Source organism: Dietzia sp. NPDC055343 (genome assembly GCF_053645265.1).
In genome coordinates this window covers 25,308-46,705 of record NZ_JBSHMJ010000016.1, presented here as the reverse complement: position 1 = coordinate 46,705, position 21,398 = coordinate 25,308, and the positions used below count along the sequence as shown (strand labels likewise).

Here is a 21,398-nt window from a genome sequence, read left to right as displayed (position 1 = left end):
ATGAGTAGTACAGAGAAACCGTTCCCCGAGCCCACTCCGGTCACCGCGCCGTTCTGGGAAGCGTTGCGCGAGCATCGGATCCGCATCCAGTACTCACCTTCATCTGACCGGTATGTCTTCTATCCGCGGACGCTGACGCCGGGCACGCTGGCTGACGATCTGGAATGGCGGGAGATCGACGGACAGGGCACGCTTTACACCTACACAGTAACGGAACGACCCACTGCGCCACCGTGGGCGGACTCGCTTCCCCAGATTCTGGCCGTCGTCCAATGGGATGAGGGCCCACGGTTGAGTACCGAGCTCGTCGACGTCGATCCGGACGACCTGCACATCGGCATGCGTGTCGAACCGGTGTTTTGCGACTACCCCGACCACGACATCACCCTCCTGCGCTACCGGCCCGCCGGGCAGATGCGAGGAAGGCCTCTCACATGCCCCGAATGACAGGCAAGGTCGCCCTCATCACCGGTGCAGGCAGCGGTATGGGACGCACCCATGCAATCCGACTTGCCCAGGAAGGCGCGGTCATTATCGCGCTCGACCTGAATGAAGACGCGCTGGCCGAGACCGCAACGCAGGTCGCAGACCAGGGGAGTCGCATTCACACCGCCGTTGCAGACGTGCGGGATCTGGCAGCGGTGAACGCCGCCGTCGTGGCCGGGGTCGCTGAACTGGGCCGCCTGGACACCATCGTCGCCAACGCCGGGATCACCGAGAACATCGGACCCTCCTGGACGATCGGTGAGGTGGCATGGGACCGCTGCGTAGGGGTCAACCTCACCGGTGTCTGGAACACGGTGCGGGCGGGTGCGTCGGCACTGGACGACTCGGGCGGGTCGATCATCATCATCAGCTCCACCGCAGGGTTGAGCCCCGCGCCCGGTGCCTCGCACTACGGTGCAGCCAAACATGCAGTGGTAGGTCTGGCCAAGACGCTCGCTACCGAGCTCGGGCCTCGGATGATCCGCGTGAACACGGTGCACCCGGGCGCTGTGGGGACCGCGATGACACTCAACGCGGCTACGTTCGCCCGGCTACGACCGGACCTGGCAGAACCGCAGGCAGAGGACGCCGCCGAGGTCCTGTCCGCGAGACACCTCCTGCCGGTTCCGTGGGTGGACCCCGAGGACGTCAGCAATGCGGTGCTCTTCCTGGCTTCCGACGAAGCCAGGTATATCACCGGCACCGCGCTTATCGTCGACGCCGGACTCACGGGAAGGCTTGCATCATGAGCACCCGTGAGCGGGCGCGCAGCCGTGCGGCTCTCATCATCGGCACCGACACGCGTCTTCACCCCGAGCTGGCACTTCGGCTAGCCCAGGACGGCGTTGACCTTCTGGTCATCGATCTGCTCGCGGGCAGTTCTCTACCCGGGACCGACCTCCATTCCTGCACGGCGGCCCCGGTGCTGGAGCGGATCGCTGAGTCGGGCCGACGTGTGGTGACGGCCGCGGTCGATGCTCGCGATCGTTCGGCAATCGAACTCGCGCTATCGGACGGGATCGACGAGCTCGGCGGTCTCGAGATTGTGTGTGTATCAGCCGGAGGGGTGGTGACCACCGGGGAATCGACCCCTCCACCGGGTTCGACGATCCTGGATCGCGCGCCCGACGAGTGGCAGGAGATGGTCACGCTCGGCCTCACCGCCGTGTGGAAGAACTGCGCGATCGCCATCCCACACATGCTGAAGGGGGCGCCGGACGGCGGAGCGATCGTGTTGATCACGCCGCAAGCCGACCCGCGCTCTGGGCCCGACCGCCACGCGGTGACAACGCACGGCGTCGTAGGACTCATGCGCACACTCTCAGTCGAGTTGGCCCCGCATGGCGTCCGAATCAATGCGGCCACACCCGCCGCCGAAGTCCAGACGAACGCCGTGGCCGACATCGGCGCATACCTCGTCTCCGACCGGGCACGTCACCTGACGGGTGTGGCACTACCGGTTCCCCAGGTTCTCGCGGCGACGTGACCAAGTCTTCGCCGTCCCCTCTGAAGGTCTTACTAGAGAAAGTTGGTATCGACATGCTTCCTGACACTGCGGACGTCGTCGTCGTCGGAGCGGGGCTCGCCGGGCTCTATGCGGTCCACAAGTTCCGTAGCTGCGGCCTGAGCGTCCAGGGTTTTGAAGCAGCATCCGGCGTAGGCGGCACCTGGTATTTCAACCGGTATCCGGGCGCACGGTGCGACGTCGAGAGCGTGGACTACTCCTACTCCTTCGACGATGACCTTCAAGAAGAGTGGAACTGGTCAGAGCGCTATGCCACCCAGCCGGAGATCCTTGCCTACCTCGAGCATGTGGCCGATCGGTTCGACCTGCGCAGTGCTTACGCCTTTGACACTCGCGTGGTGTCCGCGGAGTTCGACGATGACAACCACACCTGGCAGGTCCGGACCGACCAGGGGCACGAGGTGACCGCCCGCTACTGCGTCATGGCCACCGGTGCCCTGTCTGCGACCAACCTGCCGGACATCCCGGGCCGCGACACCTTCGCCGGCCGGATCCTGCACACCGGAGACTGGCCCCACGGCGGTGTGGACTTCACCGGCCAACGAGTCGGGGTGATCGGCACCGGCTCGTCCGGCATCCAGTCCATCCCTCTTATCGCGGAGCAGGCCTCGACTCTGCACGTGTTCCAGCGCACCCCCAACTTTTCGGTCCCTGCGTGCAACCGCCCCCTCACCGATCGGGAACGACAGGAGTTGAAAGCCGACTATCAGGAGCGCCGACGAAAGTCGTGGGCCAGTGGGGGAGGCTCGCCGTTCGTCTCCAACCCGAAGAGCGCTCTGGAGGTCACTGCTGAGGAACGCGAGCAGGAATTCGAGCACTATTGGACCAAGGGCGGGGTGCTGTTCGGTAAGACCTTCGCTGATCAGATGTCGAATCTGCAGGCCAACGACCTGGCGCGTGACTTCGCCGAACGAAAGATCCGCGCGGTCATCGACGACCCGGAGGTGGCCGATGCGCTCATCCCGACAGACCATCCGATCGGCACCAAGAGAATCGTCACCGACTCCGGGTACTTCGAGACCTACAACCGGGACAACGTCTCTCTGGTGAACCTGCGCGAGACCCCGATCGTGGCCATCGACGAGACGGGCATCGCCACAGCGGACGCCCGCTATGACCTCGATGTCCTCGTTTTCGCCACCGGCTTCGATGCGATCACCGGCGCACTCAGTCGGATCGACATTCGAGGCAGCCAGGGGCGGTGCCTGAACCAGGCGTGGGAGTCGGGACCGCAGACTCTCTATGGCCTCGCCGTGGCTGGTTTCCCCAACATGTTCCTGGTCACAGGGCCCGGAAGCCCCGGTGTGCTGGCGAACATGGTCCTGGGTTCCGAGCAGCACATCAATTGGATTGCAGACGCCATCGCATACCTGGACACACATGGCTACACGCGAATGGAGGCCGAAGAGAAGGCGGCCGCTGACTGGATGGCGCAGTGCTTCGACATCGCATCCAGGACCTTATTTCTCAAGGCCGACTCCTGGTACGTAGGGGCGAACATCGAGGGCAAACCCCGAGTGTTCATGCTCTACGCCGGCGGGTTCGGAAACTACGGTCAGGTCATCGCCGAGGCCGCTGCAGCCGGGTACCAGGGATTCACGCTGGCCACGGCCCCCTGAACGTCACACGAATCGGCACGCACAGCACCGCGCTTCCTGCGTGCCGCCCCCTCACACAGTCACACCAGCCGGTACCGGCCTGACCCGAAGGAAGAAATCAATGTCATACGAAGCGCCTATGGAGACCAGTCGACTCGAATCGGTCCTGACCCTGCGCGACCTCCTGCTGGCTAGGGCCGAAGACAACTCGACTGCCGTCGTCATGGACGACCAGAAGTGGAGTTGGGCCGAGGTGGTCAGAGAGTCGCTCATCCGATCCGCCGCTCTGGACAGCTACATGGACCCCGATCAGCCACCTCACGTCGGCGTACTGATGGAGAACACGCCCGAGTATGTCTTCCTTCTCGGCGCCGCAGCCCTGTCCGGCAAGGTCATCGTGGGTCTCAACCCCACACGCCGAGGCGCAGCGCTGGGCGCCGACATCGAGCACAGTGACTGCCAGGTGGTCCTTGTCGATGACGCCCACGTCGACCAGCTCCAGGAAACGGGCACCTCGGTACCCACGCTGCGCAGTACGGGGGAGAAGTGGCTGGAGGCACTCTGGTCTGAGATGGCGCACGGCGCTCCCGAGGCTGCGGTGACCGGAGATTCGCTGTTCATGCTGATCTTCACCTCCGGTACCACGGGAGCCCCCAAGGCGGTGAAGGTCACGCACGAGAAGGTCGCCGGCCCCTCGCTGTACCTCACCACTCGATTCGGACTGAGCAACGAGACGATCGGTTATCTCTCGATGCCCATGTTCCACTCCAACGGCATCATGGCCGGGTGGGCACCCATGTTGGCGGTCGGAGGAACAATGGCCCTGGCCAACCGGTTCAGTGCGTCCCGCTTCCTGTCTGATGTACGCAAGTACGGCGCGACCTACGCGAACTATGTGGGTAAGCCACTGTCCTACATCATGGCCACCCCGGCCCAGCCGGACGACGCCGACAACCCGCTCACCCTCGTCTTCGGTAACGAGGCCAATGACAAGGACATCGATCTGTTCGCCGAGCGTTTCGGTTGTGATGTGGTCGACACCTACTCCTCCACGGAGGGGGCCGTCATCGTCTCTCGCGTGCCCGACATGCCCAAGGGCAGTCTCGGACTGCCCTTCGACGACACCAAGGTGCTCAACCCGGCGACCGGGGAGGAGACGCCAGACGCCGAGTTCGACGAGACAGGCGCTCTGATCAATCCGGAGGAGGCCATCGGTGAGTTCGCCAACATCACAGGAGCCGGTTCCTTCGTCGGGTACTACAAGAACCCGGAGGCCGAACAGGAGCGGATGCGCGACGGAAAATACTGGAGTGGTGATCTGGCCTACCGCGACGCCCAGGGCTACGTCTACTTCGCCGGGCGCACGTCAGACTGGCTGCGCGTGGACGGAGAGAACATCGCCGCCGCCCCCATCGAACGCATTCTTCTACGCAATCCCGCCATCGCAGAAGCGGCGGTATACGCCGTTCCCGACAAGTCCGCTGGCGACCAAATTGCCGTGGCGCTCGTACTCCACGGACGTCTCGATCCCGCGGCCTTCGGCGACTTCCTCGCGGAGCAATCCGATCTCGGGACCAAGCAGTGGCCTCGCTACGTGCACGTCGTGGACACGATGCCCCGCACCGCCACCAACAAGATCCTCAAGCGTGAACTGAAGGAAAAGGGCGCGGACGGTGAGAAGTGGGAACGCCAAGAGCGGGGCCGGGCCTATTCCGTCTCCGAGTGACGCGCTGCGGATCTCGCGATAAGGACAGAACCAGCCCCGAGAAGAGGGCGAGGTTCAGCCCTTCCCTGCACCCCGACCGGGGACAACCCCACCGATTCCCGTACACAGATCGACCCCTGACAGAACACCGTCACACTCGTGCTCACGGCCGAGTGACTACCCCTCATGGAGTCCCGATGAATCGCACCACTGTTGCTGCCGCCGTCCTCACGGCCACAGCACTCTCCCTCACAGCTTGCGGCGGCACCGACGGCGAATCCACGACTGCATCCGACACCACCCTTCGCACACCGACAGATGCGGGACGATGCACAGACGACAAAGTCGGCGGCACCATCACCATGGGCGAATTCGCCATGCTGCCCACGTTTGCCCCCGGGCAGGGTCACTACGGAGTACGCGGCGCCGCCGAGTCCGCAGCACTCTACGACCGGCTCATGCGCTGGAATGCCGAAGCTGGCCAGTTCGAGCCCCAGCTCGCCGAGTCTCTTGAGGCCAATGACGACAACACCGTCTGGACCCTTACACTGCGTGAGGGGGTGAGGTTCTCCAACGGGGACCCGGTCACCGCAACCGACGTGGCCTTCACTGTCGATCTGCACAAAGACCCGGCCACACGCTCCGCTGCCCTCACTGATGCACTGCAGGTCGGATCGAGCAGAGTCGTCGACGATACGACGGTCGAGTTCACTCTCACCGAACCCTGGTCCGGATTCCCCATCCTGCTTTCCGGTGCCGCGGGAGAGGTCATTCCGCAGCAGGCCTACGAGGCCGCCGGCCCTGAGCAGTGGGCGCGCAACCCGATCGGCGCCGGCGCCTTCACCCTGGGCAGCTATATCCCGGATCAAGAGGTCGTGCTCGAACCGAATCCGACATACTACGGCGGACCGGTCTGTCCGACCCTGCGCTTCATCCGCATCCCCGGTGGTCAGGCAACCCTCGATTCCATGCAAAGCGGCGAGATCGAAGTGGGCTTCCTCCGCGGGGCCAAGTTCGTAGCGGCCGCACGTGATGCAGATCAACAGGGTTTCTACGAGGTCATCAGCTCGGGCTCGACGGTCAACATGAACTCCGGTGCCGCCGGCTATGACGGAATCCTCACTGACGTACGCGCCCGCGCCGCGATCGCACACGCCATCGACCGCACCTTAGCCGACCAGCGACTCACGGGCGGCTTGGGCCAGCCCACATCCGCACTGCTAGCCGACTCCTCTCGCTTCTATGGCGGTCAGGAGGGGCCACAGTACGACCCGGGGAAGGCTCAGCAGCTGGTAGAGGAGCTCAAGGCGGACAAGCCCGAGTGGAGGGGAGAGCTGACCCTGCTCGTGGCCGACGCTCCCGAGCAGACCGAGGCGGGTGTCATCCTCAAGGCCATGCTGGACGCGGCAGGATTTAGCGTGCAGATGGAGAACGCCCCGGTCTCTCAAGTGATTGCTCGCCAGTTCACGGGTGACTACGAGATCGTCATTGGTGGGCTCGCTACATCAGACGCTGATCCCGTCTCAGCATTCGGGAGCGGCCTGACCCCTAATGGTGCAACCAACCTGACCGGGATCAACGATCCGAGGCTCACCGCCGCGATCGCCGAGATCAAGGCCGCACGGTCACTCGAGGACCAGAAGGCCGCCTACAACACTCTTCAAGAGGTCCACAACACGGTCATTCCCTTCACCGTGATCGCCAACGCCGAGGAGTACGTCATCGTGGACGAGGCGGTCAAGGGCGTGAAGCCCACCCTGTCATCGACGATGCTCTTCGACGGCGCATATGTCGAGGAATGACCCGACTTCGATGGTCCCGAACTGCTCGCACATCAACGACATCGGAGCACATAATGAGTGATCGAACCGCTCTCGGAGCTACCGACCACCGGCCCCCCGACAGTGTCTATCTGGGGGGCATCGTCCGGACCATGACCGGAACCACGGCGTCTGCCCTGGCATGCCGCGATGGCCTCTTCACGGCGGTCGGGTCGGACGCAGAAGTTCGAGCACAAATTGGCCCTGACACCACGGTAGTGAACCTCAGGGGAGCGACCATCCTTCCCGGATTCATTGAGACCCATCTCCATCCGTTCATGATGGGAATGAACTCTGTGTACGTCGATGTCGGCCCCGACGCGTGTCCGGACATCCACTCAGTTGTGCGGGCTCTCTCTGCTCGAGCCGCCGAGAGCGGGGCTGGGGAGTCGGTCGTGGGAACAGGCTTCGATGACAGCCTGGTCGCCGACGACCGCGGTTTGACAACCGTCGATCTCGACCGGGTGTCGACCACCCGACCTGTGATCGTCCGGCACTTGTCTGGACACGGGCTGTACACCAACAGTGCAGCTCTGGAGTCTGCCGGCATCGACGCCTCGACCCCGGAGCCTGTGGGCGGCTCCATCGTCCGTAATACGGACGGAACACCGACCGGAGAGCTGCTGGAAGTGCCGGCGATGCAGCTTCTGGGCGAGGTGGGAACCCTCTTCCCGGCTAGCGATCTTGACGAGGCACTTCGACTCGCCCTACGGCGGATGGCTTCAGTCGGCGTCACGAGCTTTCATGACCTGTTCGTCACAACCGACATGCTCGAGTCCTACCGGCGCGTAGACGAAGCCGGAGAGCTGACTCTGCGCGCCAAGGCCTACCTCGGGTTAGCGGCTGCGGAGGAACTGGACGCGTCGGGCAGGACACCCCATCGCAGCGACATGTTCGCCGTCGCTGGCGTCAAGCTCATTTCTGATGGCTCGCTGCAACTGCACACGGGAGCTCTCACTGAGCCGTACCACGATCTGGGCGGATGCCACTGTGGGGAAATGGCCATCCCACCCGGCGATCTGACAACCATGGTCGGCGCCTGTGACGCAGCCGGTCGCCAGGTCGCCATCCACACCAACGGGGACCGCGCGATCGACATTGCTCTCGACGCGATAGAAGCGGCTAGGACCGAGTCCGACAGAACGATCTCTCACCGTCTCGAACACGTCCAAACCCTTCGTGAGGATCAGATCCGACGGATGCGGTTCTTGGGTGTCAACGCGTCGGTATTCGTCAACCACGTCTACTACTGGGGAGACCGACATCGCGACCGATTCCTTGGTCCCGAACGTGGAAGTCGAATTAGTCCTCTGGCCTCCATCACAGCAGCAGGTATCCCGTTCGCGTTGCACTGCGACTGTCCCGTGACACCAGTCAGTCCTCTGTTCACGATCGACACCGCAGTCAACAGACTCACCCGTGAAGGACACGTCCTAGGGCCTGAGCAGCGAATCGATCCCGCCACAGCCGTCGCGGGGTACACCTCCTCCGCCGCCACAATCGCGGGAGAGGACACCATCAAAGGCACGATTTCGCCGGGCAAACTCGCCGACTTCGTCGTGCTCGCCGATGATCCTCACACCTGCCCTACCGCAGACATCAAGGACATCGACGTGCTCGCCACGGTCGTAGGCGGGCGCGAGATCTACTCGAAGTGACCAGCGATAGTCAGCGGTGCCCCCATGACCACCTGGCCCAGCTGGCGGAGATCGCCGCACACACCCATGTCATAGAGCTGCCTGCGCCTGTCACGGGACGAACTGAGCGGCACCAAGAGCGTCGGAGCCGAAATGCCAGCCGCAGTGCTGGTCGACTCACTTACTGTCCGCGACCGCCCACGGTCTGGCCCCCATGGTTCGATGGCGATCCTCGAGAACGAGTCTGATACTGAGATTGCGACGTCGCCCGGTTCCTTGTTCAGGCTGTGTTGACCTGGCCTTGGTAGAGCATCGTCCACGGCCATCTTCAGGTCGACAACTACGAGGCGGCAGTGGAGATGTTGGCGAGCCCGTGTCAGACACCTCTGGAGGTCGGGCGGTGGCGGCTGCAGAACGTCGGGACATAACCAGAGTAGCGGCGCAGGAGGGCTACGACAGGGCTGCGGAGGACTGCGACGCGGCTATCGAGAATGTGCTCACTGTGTGCGTCGCCGCGTTCGACGCACCGGTGTTGTCCCCCGAGCTTCCCGGGGTCGCGCTGAGGGGCACCTCGGTTGGCTGAGCGTGAATCGCTTACGGGGGGTCTCGAGCCCCGCTGTGGTCTGGCCCGCTATGCGAGCCTGCGCAGAGACGCACTGGTGGACGCGCCGGAAGCGGTCACGATATGCGCTCGTCTGGGTCATGGGGGACTCGCGCCGCCGGACGTAGCGTGAGCCGCATCACTTCATCATGCAAAGAGGGGATGCTCATCGTGGCACATCAGCCGCTCTGGATGGACAGCGATCTGGCCGCGCTGCAGGACATGGCGCGAGGCTTCTTCGTCAAGGAATGCGCGCCCCGGGAGGAGGAATGGGCGCATCAGCAGTGCGTCGACCGGCACACCTGGCGCCGTGCCGGCGAACAGGGCTTATTGTGCCTCAGTATCCCCGAACAGTACGGCGGTGGTGGGGGCAGCTTCGCGCACGAGGCCGTGGTGGCCCAGGCGCAGGCCCACAGCCTCACACCGAGCATCGGCATCGGCGTCCACAGCGTGATCGTCGCGCACTACATCCTGGCGTACGGAACGGAAGACCAAAAGCACACCTGGCTTCCCAGAATGGCCAGCGGTGAGGTGATCGGTGCTGTCGCGATGACCGAGCCGGGCACCGGGTCCGACCTGCAAGCCATCAAGACCAAAGCCGTCGTGGACGGGGACGACTACGTCATCGATGGCGCCAAGACATTCATCTCCAACGGATTCAATGCCGACATCGTTCTGACCGTGTGCCAGACCGACAAGAGCGCCGGGGCCAGAGGGTTCTCCCTGATCATCGTCGAGACAGGTCGTGCGGGGTTCTCGCGTGGCCGCAACCTGAAGAAGATGGGGCTCCACGGCCAGGACACCTGCGAACTGTCGTTCAGTGGCGTCCGGGTCCCCCGGGCCAACCTCCTCGGCGTCGCTGAAGGGCAGGGCTTCGCCCAATTGATGCAGCAGCTTCCGCAGGAACGTCTCATCCTGGGCGTCAGCGCCGTGGCCACGATGGAGAAGGCCGTCGAGTTGACCGTCGCGTACACGAAGGAACGTAAGGCGTTCGGCAAGACCGTCTTCGATTTCCAGAACACCCGCTTCACGCTCGCGGAATGCGCGACCGTGGTGAGGGTCGCCCGCAGTTTCCTCGATGAGTGCGTGGGGCTGCATCTGGCCGGAGAGCTGGATGCCGACACGGCGGCGATGGCGAAATGGTGGCTGACCGAACAGCAGAACATCATCGCCGACCGGTGTCTGCAGCTCTTCGGAGGCTACGGGTACATGGACGAGTACCCGATCTCAAAGATTTTCGCGGACTCGCGAATCCAGAAGATCTACGGCGGAACGAACGAAATTATGAAGGAAATCATCTCCCGGTCGTTGTGAGACCGCAGACGGCACTGGTGAGGACTGGACATGACGATGGGACCACTTAAGGGAATCCGGGTTGTCGAGCTGGCAAGCCTCGCACCTGCCCCGTTCGGCTGCATGATGCTCGCGGACATGGGAGCCGAGGTCATCCGGGTGGACCGCCTGGGAGGCAGCGCGGCGATCACGCCACCGGCGGGCCCGCTCGACCGCGGACGCAGCACGGTCGCGGTCAACCTGAAGACCACCGAGGGCGTCCGGGCGGTACACCGGCTGGCGGCCGACGCGGACGTCTTCGTGGAAGGGTTCCGGCCCGGCGTGGCAGAACGTCTTGGGGTGGGGCCGGACGCGCTCATCGAGGCGAACCCGAGGCTGGTCTACGCGCGGATGACGGGCTGGGGTCAGGACGGCCCGCTCCGGGACAGAGCCGGTCACGACATCAACTACCTCGCCCTGGCCGGGCTACTCGAGCCCCTGGCCAGGAATGGTGAGCGTCCGGCGGCACCGATGAACCTGCTCGCCGACTTCGCCGGCGGCGGAATGGTCATGGCTCTGGGCATCGTGGCCGCCCTCGTCGAGCGTCAACGATCGGGCAAGGGGCAGGTCGTCGATGCGGCGATGGTCGACGGCACCTCGCTCTACTCGGCGTTCCTGCGCGGAATGCACGCCCACGGGATGTGGAATGAGGTTCCGGGCACCAATATGCTCGACGGCGCCGCCCCGTTCTACGACACCTACCGCTGTGCGGACGACCGGTTCGTGGCAGTGGGGTGCGTGGAACCCCAGTTCTTCGCCGAGCTCGTCTCGACCCTCGGGATCGATGACCGGGACCTTCCCGGGCAGCACGACCCTGCAGGATGGGATGACTGGCGCAGCCTCCTCCAGGAGGTCTTCGCCGGGCAAACCCGCGATGAGTGGGCCGAGCTGTTCGCCGACTCCGACGCCTGCGTGACCCCGGTGCTGTCCCCGTGGGAGGCGCCGGAGCATCCACACCACAAGGCCCGCGGGTCCTTCATAGAACTCGGCGGTGTCGTCCAACCCGCCCCGGCGCCACGCTTCAGCAGATCCACTCCCGCCACCCCCGTGGCCGCGGACGATCGCGGGCGCGATGTGGCACAGACCCTGCAGCAGTGGGGGTTCTCCGAACCCGAGACCGCTCTGCTCCTCGCCTCCGCGACCGTCGCCTGACGGTTGCGCGACCTGCAGATCCGCTACAGAACAGGATGGAATGACATGGGAACACTCGACGGTAAGGCTGCAATCGTCTCCGGCTCGGGCCGCGGGATCGGCCGGGAAATCGCCATGAAGTTGGCCTCGGAGGGCGCCGGCGTCGTCGTCAACGACCTCGATGAGGGCCCGGCCCACGAGACGGTCGCCGCGATCACCGAGGCGGGCGGACGAGCAGTGGCATGTGTCGGCAGCGTCACCGACGAGGGATTCGCCGAACGGTTCGTGGGTACCGCCGTCGACGAACTCGGTGGACTCGACATTATCGTCAACAACGCCGGGTACACCTGGGACAGCGTCATCCAGAAGATGTCCGACGACCAGTGGGACGCGATCCTCGACGTCCACCTCAAGGCGCCGTTCCGGATCCTGCGCGCGGCCCAGCCGGTCATCGCGGCCTCGGTCAAGGCGGCGCGCGAACAGGGCGAGCCGGTCCCGTGCCGCAAGGTCGTCAACATCTCCTCCGTCGCCGGCCTGGGCGGCAACGCCGGACAGGCGAACTACTCCGCGGCCAAGGCCGGGATCACCGGCCTGACCAAGACGCTGGCCAAGGAGTGGGGCCGCTACAACGTCACCGTCAACACGGTCGCCTTCGGCATGATCAAGACCCGCCTGACCGAGGTCCCGGCCGACGGTGACGGAACCATCGACGTGGCCGGCCGCGAGATCAAGGTGGGGGTCAACCCGGACCTGCTCGCCGCGATGGAATCGATGATCCCCCTCGGCCGCGGTGGTACCCCCGAGGAAGCCGCCGGCGCGGTGTACATGTTCTGCACCCCCGACTCGAACTACGTCAGCGCGCAGACCCTGGTCTGCGGCGGCGGGTTCATGATCTGACGAGGACGACCGCCATGAAGACCATCCCAGGCACCCTCCGGGCCACAGCCCGGCGCGTCCCGGACAGTGTCGCGATCCGGTACGCGGACGTCCACTTCACCTACGCCGAGCTCGACGCCGAGGTCGACCGCACCGCCCACGCACTGTCCAGACTGGGGTTGGGGCGGGGCGACCGGTTCGCGCTCATGGGCACCAACTCCGACCGATTCATCGTGGCGTTCTACGCGGCGTCACGTGTCGGCGCGATCGTGGTCCCTATCAACCCGGCGTCGGCGCCCCCTGAACTGCAGTATCTCCTGGAGGACTCCGGGGCGAAAGTGCTGGCCTATGACCTGTCGCTGGCCTCCGCCGTCGACGGCGCCAGGCCACACTTCCCCTCCACGACCGCGCATACGGTCTCTCTGACGCCCGGCGGAACAGATCCCTCGTTGGCGGAGCTGGCCGGCCCGGAAACTGACGACCCGTTCGAGGATGTCCCGACCGAGGCCGACGACTCGCTGATCCTCTACACCTCGGGTACCACCGGCAAACCCAAGGGCGCACTGTTCGATCACCATCGGACCATCTGGGTGGGGGTGGGGTGTGCGGGCGTCACCGGTATGAGGGCGGGGGACAGGTTCCTGCACGTGGCTCCGCTGTACCACGCTGCAGAGCTGTGCATCATGCTCGTTCCCGGCACGCTCCTGGGAGTCACCCACGTGGTTCTGCCCGGGTTCGATCCTGGCCCGGTGCTCGATGCTCTGGAGACCGAGAAGATCACCATGATGTTTGGCGTCCCGACGATGTTCCAGTTCCTCATGCTCTCCGGAATGGCTGATCGGGACCTGTCATCGCTGCGCACGGCCCTGTTCGGGGCGGCCCCGATGCCGGCCAGCGCCGTGGAGTCGCTCACCCGGGCCCTGCCGCATGTGGACCTCATGCAGCTGTGCGGTCAGACCGAGGGCGGACCGGGCGGCATCTACGCCACCTGCGAGCAGGTCAAGGCGCGGCCCAGCGCGAGTGGCCGCCAGCCGACGATGTTCCTCGAGGCGAAGGTCGTGGATCCCGACGGTGACCCCGTGCCGGCGGGTGAGGTGGGGGAGCTGGTCCTGCGGGGCGAGACCATAATGAAGGGCTACTGGAACAAGCCCGAGCAGACCGCCGACACCATTCGCGACGGGTGGCTGCACACCGGGGACCTGGCCCAGGTCGACGCGGACGGGTACATGACGTTGGTGGACAGGCTCAAGGACCTCATCATCACCGGAGGACGGAACGTCTACTCGGTGGAGGTCGAATCGGCAGTCGCCGCGCATCCCGACGTGGTGGACGTGGCGGTGGTCGCCCGCCCGCACGAGACCTACGGCGAGAGCATCGTCGCCCAGGTCACTCTGCGCGACGGGGCGACATTGACACTCGCCGAGCTCCAGGACTTCTGTACTGACAAGATTTCCCACTACAAGATCCCCCACGACCTCATCGTCGGGGAGATCCCTCGTAACGCGTCGGGCAAGATCCTCAAGCACAAACTGCGGGCTGCTTTGCAGGGATGACCGGGCGGAGGCAGCTGCCCCCGCCGGCCCCCGGCTCTTACTCGTCCGATCCCGGACGGTAGGAGCCGGGGGCGTTTCCGGTCCACCGCTTGAACGCCCGGTAGAAGGCGGACGGTTCGGAGAACCCGAGCCGGTAGGACAATGCGGTGATGGACTCGTCGCCGCGCACGAGGCTGGCGATCGCCGCATCACGCAGCAGCTCCTCTTTGAGCTTGGACATCGACGTCCCTTCGTCGCGCAGGACGCGCCGTAGGTGCTGGGTGCTCATGGTCAGTCTCCTGGCCACCTCGTCGGCGTCCATCCACTGGCCATGCAGTCCTCTCTCGAGCAGATGCCGGACCTGGCCGGCCACGGACAGGTCGTGCTCCCGGGAGGTGAGCAGGTCCCGTGGGGACTGTCGCAACCACTGCTCGACGGCTTCCTCATCTCGCACCGTCGGCAGACTGAGCATCGTGCTCCGTAGGACGAACGCCGCGGTGGGTTGGTCGAAGTGGACATTGGGCCCGAAGATGATCTCGTAGTCCTGCGGATGCTCCGGCGTGGGGTACGGCAGCATGACCTGGTCAAAGACGAGGCGCCGGCCGATGAGCCAGCCCAGGAACCGCACCGTCACCGCGAGACTGATGTCGACCATGAAGTGGGTCGGATCGCGCTCGGGGTCGATCTCGATCTCCACCCGGACGTCATCGTCGCTGTGGTGCAGGGACATCTCGGAGAGCCCCGGGATGACCCTGCTGAACTGGCTCCACCTCTCGAGGACCGCGCCCAGATCTGGTGCGCTCAGCACCGCCAGGCTCAGCATCCGGAAAGTACCGCGGGGGGCCTTGCGCGGCCCGAGGCCGAACAGCTCGTCCCCGGTCAGCGCCCACAGTTCCCGGATCATCGCCGAGGCCTGGTCGATGGTGATCCTGGACCGGTCGTCGAACAGGAGACTGGGGTCCACGCCGAGGGTGCGCAGCCAGGAATCGAGATCGTACCCGCGCAGCTCGACGGTTCTGGACGCGGCTCTCAGGAACCTCGCCGGCAACGTGCGTGGCGTGGCCACCATGTCTCCTGCAGTCGGACCGTTTCGGTCAGTGATTTCGCGAACGGAGGTCATTCGCACTGATCCACATCCTACGTAACGTCCCCGTCGACAACAGGATGCGCAGTACAGACGAGAGGCTTTGCGGTGACCGATTCTGATCACGAGTTCCGGTTCGACCTGCTCGAGCAGTGGAGCGACACCGTGGTCTTCCACGCCACCCGCGAGCACATCGCGGCCTTCGCGGCGGCGACCAATGACGACCACCCCGCACATGCCTCGGGGGATGTCGCTCCGCCGGTGTACGCCGTGGTGCCGGTGTTCCAGACGATGGCTCGGACGACCATGGAGGCGGTGCCCGGCGAGCTGCAGATGAAGATCCTGCATGGCGAGCAGGAGATGCGCTACACCCGCCAGATCACCGCCGGCGACGAGCTGCACTGCCGCGCGAAGGTCGTGGGCATCCATGGACGCTCGTCGGGGGTCGTGGTGACCACCTATGTGGAGACCACCGACCCGGCCGGCGCTCTGGTCAACGAGCAGTACTTCTCCGGGTTCTTCCGTGGAGGCCGCCTCTCGGGCGGCCACGGTGTGGAGGCGCCGCAGCATCAGCTGGACCCTGCGCTCCGCGACCGGGCCTGCGACGCCGAGGTGGTCCAGACCTTCGACGAGGACCAGACCTACCGGTATGCGGAGGCGTCCGGCGATACGATGCCTATCCATACGGACGCGGAGTTCGCGAAATCCGTCGGATTGCCGGGGATCATCATCCACGGACTGTGCACGATGGCGTTCGTCTCGCGGGCCGCGGTGCAGGCGGCGTGCCCGGACGATCCTTCCCGCCTCACGCGACTGGCTGTGCGGTTCAGCGCCCCCGCCTTCCCGGGCAGCACGATAACGACTCGCCTGTGGAGGGCGGGCGACGGTTCTTGGGCCTTCGAGACCGCCGCCCAGGACGGGTCCGTCGTGATCAAGGACGGGGCGGCCGAGGTCGCCCACTGACCCGCCCCGCCCGACATCTCCCCTCATCAACGCAGAAGGAACTCGAGGAGCGCTATGAGCAACAAGGTTTACGTCGTCGGTGTCGGACTGACGAAGTTCGAGAAGCCGGGCCGCCGCCAGGGCTGGGACTACCCGGACATGGCACGCGAATCGGGCACTGCCGCACTTCAGGACGCCGGGATCGAGTACGACCGCATCCAGCAGGCCTACGCCGGCTACTGTTTCGGCGACTCCTGCTCGGGCCACCGCGCGGTCTACGAGCTCGGACTGACCGGGGTACCGGTGTTTAACGTCAACAGCAATTGCTCGACCGGCTCCTCGGCCCTGTTCCTCGCGGCCCAGGCCATCCGCGGCGGGCTCGCGGACTGCACTCTGGCGCTTGGGTTCGAGAAGATGCAGTCGGGTTCGTTGTCCATGGGGTCCGATGATCGGGCGGCGCCCATGGGGCGGCACCTCGAGGCGATGGCGGAGCTGCGTGAGATGGCGTTCCCGCCCGCGCCGTGGATGTTCGGCGCCGCCGGCCTGGAGCACAACGACAAATACGGTTCCTCGCCGGAGCACTTCGTGAAGATCGCCGAGAAGAACCATCGTCATTCGGTCAACAACCCGTACGCGCAGTTCCAGGACGCACTGAGTGTCGATCAGATCCAGAACGACAAAATGATCTACGCCGAGGCAGGCCTCACGCGTTCCCAGTGTTCGCCGACATCGGACGGATCCGGCGCGGCCGTGCTGGCCAGTGAGCGGTTCGTCGAGGAGCATTCGCTGGGGGATCAGGCGGTCGAGATCGTCGGGCAGGCGCTGGTCAGTGACCTGCCGTCGACGTTCGCTGATCGCAGCATGATCAGTCTGGTGGGTGCCGATATGAGCAGGACCGCCGCCCGGCAGGTCTACGAGCAGTCAGGGCTCACCCCTGATGATGTCGATGTCATCGAGTTGCACGACTGCTTCGCGCCTAACGAGCTGCTGACCTATGAGGCGCTCGGTCTCGCCGCGGAAGGGGAGGGTCATCACCTCGTCGACCGGGGTGAGACCACCTATGGGGGCCGTTGGGTGGTCAACCCGTCCGGCGGTCTGATCTCCAAGGGCCATCCGCTGGGGGCCACGGGGCTGGCGCAGTGCGCGGAACTGACGTGGCAGCTGCGTGGCACCGCGGATCAGCGTCAGGTGGAGGGTGCGCGGGTCGCACTTCAGCACAATATCGGCCTTGGCGGGTCTGCGGTCGTGACCGCCTACGCGCCGGCCAATCGGTAGTACCGTCCGAGACATAGTCGTCCGTGCAGGGCCGGGATGAGGTCCCGGGTCGGCGCGGAGCACAGTGAGGACAGTCAATGAAATCTTCTTCCCGCCGAGCCCGATCCGGGCCACCGGCTCGGTGGCTGACGGCCATCCTGTCGGTAGTCATCGCGGCGTCCGCCGCACCGGCAGCGTCAGCACAGGGGTCCGGGCCGCAGCCGTTCACCGGAAGCACGGGCAGCGTGGCCGCGCCGGAACTCGTCGCCTCGCTGCCCGACGGTCCGTTCCCCACCAACTTCTCGATAGTCGATGCCCTGGCCAACGCGGCGCTCAATCCGGATACCCCGCCACCAGGTGCCGACGACCCCGGCTGCGTCCTCACACCCGAGCATCCCCGGCCGGTGGTGCTGGTCCACGGCACGCTCGAGAATCGGACCTTCAACTGGTGGGCGCTGGCGCCGGTGCTGCGCAACGCCGGTCACTGCGTGTTCACCCTCAACTACGGGCAGGAGGTCGAGGCGTGGCGTCCGGGGGCACCGGGGTCGTTCAAGGTCGGCGGCACCGGGCCGGTGATGGAGTCCGCTCGGCAACTCGCCGACTTCGTCGACGGCGTCCTCGATCAGACCGGCGCCGAGAAGGTGGACATCATCGGCCACTCGCAGGGCGGGATGATGCCGCGCCTATACATCAAGTACCTGGAGGGGGCGGACAAGGTCGCGAACCTGGTCGGCTTGGCGCCCGACAATCACGGGACGTCGTTCTGGGGGCTGCTCACCACCCCGCCGTTCAACGAGGTCCTGTTCGCGGCGCTGGGTCCGGCGATCGCGGAGCAGAGGACCGACTCGGAGCTGATCCGCCGCCTCAACGAGGGTGGGGTCACGCCGGGCCCCAGCTACACGGTGATCGCCACCGACCGCGACTGGATCGTCACCCCGTGGGTCAGTGGTTTTCTGCCGGTCACCGACCCGTGGCTCCCATCGGGTCCAGACGTGACCAATATCCGCCTGCAGGACGCGTGCGCGACGAACTTCACGGAGCACTTGAGCATCCCGTTCAACCCCGCGGCGATAGCCCACGTGCTGCACGCCCTGGACCCGTCGTACGTGGTGGAGACCCCGTGCACGATGTCCTTCCCGGTGCTTGGCGGGTGAGGTGAGCCGGGTGGGATCTTTGGATGAAGTGTGCGAGGGGAGACCTGGGACCAATGATCGTGCGCGACGTGGACGCGACGGTTGTGCTGACCCGCAATGAGAGGGAGCTTGCCGCGCCCAGGTACAAACGCAGGCTCAGCTACCACTCGATCGGCGGCACCACTCGGCCTGACCTCGGTCGACCTGCGTACGTGGGCGGCAAAAAGATTCCCCAAGCGGAAACCCGGAGCGGCAGGTCGTAATTCTAAGACATAACTTTACATAAGGTCTGGTTATCGGTGTCGACGCGAGATTACGGTGAGGAAAAGCGCTCGACGGTAGCCGACGGTCTCACCGCGCCAGCAGCCCCTTGGCGATGTGGGTCACCTGGATCTCGTTGCTGCCCGCGTAGATCATCAGCGACTTGGCGTCGCGGGCCAGCTGCTCCACCCGGTACTCGGCCATGTAACCGTTGCCGCCGAACAGCTGCACGGCGTCCATCGCCACGTCCGTGGCCGCCTCGGACGAGTACAGTTTCATCGCCGACGCCTCCGCCAGCGACAGCGGCTTCCCTGCCCGGGCGCGCTCGATCGAGTGGAAGACCATGTTCTGGACGTTGATCCGCGCGATTTCCATCTTGGCGAGCTTGAGCTGGATGAGCTGGAATTTCCCGATCTCCTGGCCCCACAGCGTCCGCTCACGCGCGTAGTCGATGCACAGCCGGCGGCACTCTTCGATGATCCCGAGCGCCATGATCGCCACGCCCGTCCGCTCGGCGGTGAAGCTCGACCGCGCCGACTCGCGCCCGTCCCCGCCGCGGCCCTCCTCCGACTCGCCGAGCAGCCGGTCGCGGCCCAGGCGGACGTCGTTGAAGAACAGCTCGCCGGTGGGGGAACTGTGCAGTCCCATTTTGGCGAAAGGCGCACTCTGGGTCAGCCCTTCCATGCCCTTGTCCAGTACGAAGGTGAGGACCTTGCGATTGCGCTTGTCCTCAGCAGACGTGCCTCCGGACGAACCGCCCGCGGCGCCCTCGTCGAGCTTGGCGTAGACGATCATCACGTCCGCGTACGGGCCGTTGGTGATGAACGTCTTCTGGCCGTTGAGGATGTAGTCCTCGCCGTCGCGCCGCACGTAGGTCCGCATCCCGCCGAACGCGTCCGAGCCCGAGTCCGGCTCGGTGATGGCCCACGAGGCCACCTTCTCCATGGTCACGATCCCCGGCAGCCAGCGCTCCTTCTGTGCCAGCGTCCCCCGCGACATGATGGTCGTGGCCCCCAGCCCGAGACTCACCCCGAGCGCCGACACCAGTCCCATGCACACCCCGGCCAGCTCGCTGGTCACCACGGCCATCAGCGAGTCCTGCCCCTCGAAGGCACCGCCACCGCGCTCGGTGTCGGAGGTGCCGGCGGCGTTGTCGTCGTCGTCCTCACCGGAGGCCTTTGCCCGCTCCCGGGCCAGCATCTTCTCCACACCGTCGCGTGCCATGGCGTCGATTCCGAACTCGGCGAACAACTTCCGAATGGTCGGATACGGCGGGATCTCGCCGCTCTCCAACGCGTCGAGGTTCGGGCGGATCTCCTTGTCGATGAAGGCCCGCACGGCGTCGCGGATCATCAGGTCGGTCTCGGACCACTCGTACATCGGCGTCTCGTCTCCTCGGTGCTGTTCTGCAACACGTTCCCGGCCAGTCTGGACCGGCCCCGTGGTGGCCGCGGGCGTTTGGCCCAGACGGCCGTCCAAGTCCGGCACACTCTGGGATATGAGTGGCAACCTTGACCCGACCGCCAGCACCACCGCCAGCAGCGCGGGCCGTCCCGCCGGCCGCGGCCAGTTGGGTCGCGTCGGACTGTGGACCGGCTCCCTCGAGGGTCTGACGCCCGCGCAGCTCCCCGATGTCCTCGGCGAGCTCGATGACCAGGGCTGGGGCTCGCTCTGGTTCGGCGAGGCCGTGGGCCGGGAGGCGTTCACCGCCGCCCAGATGTATCTCGGCGCGACGCGACGCATGGTGATCGGCACCGGCATCGCCAACATCTACGGCCGCGACGCCTCCGCAGCCGGCGCGGCCGCCCGCACGCTCGAAGCGCTCCACCCGGGCCGGTTCGTGCTGGGTCTGGGCGTCTCGCACGCGCCGCTGGTCGAGCGGCATCGCGGGCACCTCTACGGCCGACCGCTCGCGGCGATGCGCGAGTACCTCGACGCACTCGACGGCACGCGCGCGCTCGCCGCGGGTGAGGACGTGATGCCGCCGGTCGTGCTCGCCGCGCTGGGCCCGAAGATGCTGGAGTTGGCGCGCGACCGCACCGCCGGCGCGCACCCGTACCTGACGTTGCCCGAGCACACCGCCCAGGCGCGCGAGATCCTCGGCGGGACCGCCGACGACGGCCCGGCCCTGGTCGTGGAGACCGCCGCGGTGGTGGCCGAGGGGGTCGACGATGACGACGAGCTCTGGCGGTCCCGCGCCCACGACCACCTGAACGTCTACACGGGTCTGCCGAACTATCGGAACTCGTGGACCCGGCAGGGGTTCGATGAGTCCGACTACGTGCGCGGGGGCAGCGACCGGCTCAGGGCGGCGCTGGTCACGCGCGGGCTGGAGGCCACGCGGGCGCGGGTGCAGGAGCATCTCGATGCCGGCGCCTCGACCGTGCTCGTGCAGGTGCTTGGCGAGAACGTGCTGGTCCCGCCGGTGGCGGACTGGCGTCTGGCCGGGCAGGCACTGCTCGGCTGATTCGCTGCGCCTGG

At 65.8% G+C, this 21,398-nt stretch carries 18 protein-coding genes; 16 read left to right on the top strand and 2 right to left on the bottom strand.

The window, feature by feature from the left end; translation table 11 throughout:
* From ACWIE7_RS09650 to ACWIE7_RS09595, 12 genes are all read left to right on the top strand, one after another.
* A complete protein-coding gene (locus tag ACWIE7_RS09650) occupies positions 1-447 on the top strand; it encodes a Zn-ribbon domain-containing OB-fold protein (protein WP_454069141.1) in 447 nt (148 codons plus the stop codon).
* On the top strand, positions 444-1,235 hold the full coding sequence (locus tag ACWIE7_RS09645; RefSeq protein WP_325769467.1) for a mycofactocin-coupled SDR family oxidoreductase: 792 nt from the start codon (positions 444-446) through the stop codon (positions 1,233-1,235). Before ACWIE7_RS09650 ends, ACWIE7_RS09645 begins: the two co-directional genes overlap by 4 nt.
* Positions 1,232-1,972 carry an SDR family NAD(P)-dependent oxidoreductase gene (locus ACWIE7_RS09640; protein ID WP_325769466.1) on the top strand — a complete coding sequence of 247 codons (741 nt, stop codon included), beginning with the start codon at positions 1,232-1,234 and terminating at the stop codon, positions 1,970-1,972. The genes ACWIE7_RS09645 and ACWIE7_RS09640 overlap by 4 nt, the downstream gene beginning before the upstream one ends.
* Before the next feature lie 53 nt (positions 1,973-2,025).
* Positions 2,026-3,630 (top strand): flavin-containing monooxygenase, encoded by a 1,605-nt coding sequence (locus ACWIE7_RS09635; RefSeq protein WP_325769754.1) that lies wholly within the window; start codon positions 2,026-2,028, stop codon positions 3,628-3,630.
* Positions 3,631-3,730: 100 nt separating this feature from the next.
* On the top strand, positions 3,731-5,335 hold the full coding sequence (locus tag ACWIE7_RS09630; RefSeq protein WP_454069140.1) for a long-chain-fatty-acid--CoA ligase: 1,605 nt from the start codon (positions 3,731-3,733) through the stop codon (positions 5,333-5,335).
* 176 nt (positions 5,336-5,511) lie between these two features.
* Positions 5,512-7,116 carry an ABC transporter substrate-binding protein gene (locus ACWIE7_RS09625; protein WP_454069139.1) on the top strand — a complete coding sequence of 535 codons (1,605 nt, stop codon included), beginning with the start codon at positions 5,512-5,514 and terminating at the stop codon, positions 7,114-7,116.
* A 131-nt stretch (positions 7,117-7,247) separates the two neighbouring features.
* On the top strand, positions 7,248-8,792 hold the full coding sequence (locus ACWIE7_RS09620) for an amidohydrolase (RefSeq protein WP_454069138.1): 1,545 nt from the start codon (positions 7,248-7,250) through the stop codon (positions 8,790-8,792).
* 379 nt (positions 8,793-9,171) lie between these two features.
* Positions 9,172-9,354 carry a hypothetical protein gene (locus ACWIE7_RS09615; protein WP_325769462.1) on the top strand — a complete coding sequence of 61 codons (183 nt, stop codon included), beginning with the start codon at positions 9,172-9,174 and terminating at the stop codon, positions 9,352-9,354.
* Positions 9,355-9,543: 189 nt separating this feature from the next.
* The gene (locus tag ACWIE7_RS09610) at positions 9,544-10,686 is read left to right on the top strand and encodes an acyl-CoA dehydrogenase family protein (protein WP_419763320.1); all 1,143 of its coding nucleotides are present in this window, start codon (positions 9,544-9,546) and stop codon (positions 10,684-10,686) included.
* Positions 10,687-10,716: 30 nt separating this feature from the next.
* Positions 10,717-11,856, top strand: a complete 1,140-nt coding sequence (locus ACWIE7_RS09605; protein WP_454069137.1) for a CaiB/BaiF CoA transferase family protein — start codon at positions 10,717-10,719, stop codon at positions 11,854-11,856.
* Positions 11,857-11,901: 45 nt separating this feature from the next.
* Positions 11,902-12,732, top strand: a complete 831-nt coding sequence (locus ACWIE7_RS09600) for an SDR family NAD(P)-dependent oxidoreductase (protein ID WP_454069136.1) — start codon at positions 11,902-11,904, stop codon at positions 12,730-12,732.
* 14 nt (positions 12,733-12,746) lie between these two features.
* On the top strand, positions 12,747-14,264 hold the full coding sequence (locus ACWIE7_RS09595; protein ID WP_454069135.1) for a class I adenylate-forming enzyme family protein: 1,518 nt from the start codon (positions 12,747-12,749) through the stop codon (positions 14,262-14,264).
* Between the two features lie 37 nt (positions 14,265-14,301).
* On the opposite strand, the gene ACWIE7_RS09590 is transcribed toward ACWIE7_RS09595, so the two are convergent.
* Complete coding sequence (locus tag ACWIE7_RS09590; protein WP_454069134.1) at positions 14,302-15,309, bottom strand: AraC family transcriptional regulator; 1,008 nt, start codon at positions 15,307-15,309, stop codon at positions 14,302-14,304.
* A gap of 126 nt (positions 15,310-15,435) precedes the next feature.
* Between ACWIE7_RS09590 and ACWIE7_RS09585 the strand changes: the two genes are divergently transcribed.
* From ACWIE7_RS09585 to ACWIE7_RS09575, 3 genes are all read left to right on the top strand, one after another.
* A complete protein-coding gene (locus tag ACWIE7_RS09585) occupies positions 15,436-16,290 on the top strand; it encodes a MaoC/PaaZ C-terminal domain-containing protein (protein WP_454069133.1) in 855 nt (284 codons plus the stop codon).
* A 54-nt stretch (positions 16,291-16,344) separates the two neighbouring features.
* Complete coding sequence (locus ACWIE7_RS09580) at positions 16,345-17,544, top strand: lipid-transfer protein (RefSeq protein ID WP_454069132.1); 1,200 nt, start codon at positions 16,345-16,347, stop codon at positions 17,542-17,544.
* Between the two features lie 77 nt (positions 17,545-17,621).
* A complete protein-coding gene (locus ACWIE7_RS09575) occupies positions 17,622-18,677 on the top strand; it encodes an esterase/lipase family protein (protein ID WP_454069131.1) in 1,056 nt (351 codons plus the stop codon).
* Positions 18,678-19,007: 330 nt separating this feature from the next.
* Here ACWIE7_RS09575 and ACWIE7_RS09570 read toward each other — a convergent pair whose 3' ends face one another.
* Complete coding sequence (locus tag ACWIE7_RS09570) at positions 19,008-20,297, bottom strand: acyl-CoA dehydrogenase family protein (protein ID WP_454069130.1); 1,290 nt, start codon at positions 20,295-20,297, stop codon at positions 19,008-19,010.
* Positions 20,298-20,415: 118 nt separating this feature from the next.
* Here ACWIE7_RS09570 and ACWIE7_RS09565 point away from each other — a divergent pair, with 118 nt between their 5' ends.
* Entirely contained in the window at positions 20,416-21,384 is a 969-nt protein-coding gene (locus tag ACWIE7_RS09565) for a TIGR03620 family F420-dependent LLM class oxidoreductase (RefSeq protein ID WP_454069129.1), read from the top strand.
* The last annotated feature ends 14 nt before the right edge of the window (positions 21,385-21,398 follow it).

Bases quoted from the DNA above. Each gene is read 5' to 3' on its own strand.
- ACWIE7_RS09650 (WP_454069141.1), top strand. From the start codon at position 1: ATGAGTAGTACAGAGAAACCGTTCCCCGAGCCCACTCCGGTCACCGCG.
- ACWIE7_RS09565 (WP_454069129.1), top strand. From the start codon at position 20,416: ATGAGTGGCAACCTTGACCCGACCGCCAGCACCACCGCCAGCAGCGCG.
- ACWIE7_RS09580 (WP_454069132.1), top strand. From the start codon at position 16,345: ATGAGCAACAAGGTTTACGTCGTCGGTGTCGGACTGACGAAGTTCGAG.
- ACWIE7_RS09630 (WP_454069140.1), top strand. From the start codon at position 3,731: ATGTCATACGAAGCGCCTATGGAGACCAGTCGACTCGAATCGGTCCTG.
- ACWIE7_RS09595 (WP_454069135.1), top strand. From the start codon at position 12,747: ATGAAGACCATCCCAGGCACCCTCCGGGCCACAGCCCGGCGCGTCCCG.
- ACWIE7_RS09605 (WP_454069137.1), top strand. From the start codon at position 10,717: ATGACGATGGGACCACTTAAGGGAATCCGGGTTGTCGAGCTGGCAAGC.
- ACWIE7_RS09635 (WP_325769754.1), top strand. From the start codon at position 2,026: ATGCTTCCTGACACTGCGGACGTCGTCGTCGTCGGAGCGGGGCTCGCC.
- ACWIE7_RS09620 (WP_454069138.1), top strand. From the start codon at position 7,248: ATGACCGGAACCACGGCGTCTGCCCTGGCATGCCGCGATGGCCTCTTC.
- ACWIE7_RS09640 (WP_325769466.1), top strand. From the start codon at position 1,232: ATGAGCACCCGTGAGCGGGCGCGCAGCCGTGCGGCTCTCATCATCGGC.
- ACWIE7_RS09600 (WP_454069136.1), top strand. From the start codon at position 11,902: ATGGGAACACTCGACGGTAAGGCTGCAATCGTCTCCGGCTCGGGCCGC.
- ACWIE7_RS09625 (WP_454069139.1), top strand. From the start codon at position 5,512: ATGAATCGCACCACTGTTGCTGCCGCCGTCCTCACGGCCACAGCACTC.
- ACWIE7_RS09575 (WP_454069131.1), top strand. From the start codon at position 17,622: ATGAAATCTTCTTCCCGCCGAGCCCGATCCGGGCCACCGGCTCGGTGG.
- ACWIE7_RS09570 (WP_454069130.1), bottom strand. From the start codon at position 20,297: ATGTACGAGTGGTCCGAGACCGACCTGATGATCCGCGACGCCGTGCGG.
- ACWIE7_RS09645 (WP_325769467.1), top strand. From the start codon at position 444: ATGACAGGCAAGGTCGCCCTCATCACCGGTGCAGGCAGCGGTATGGGA.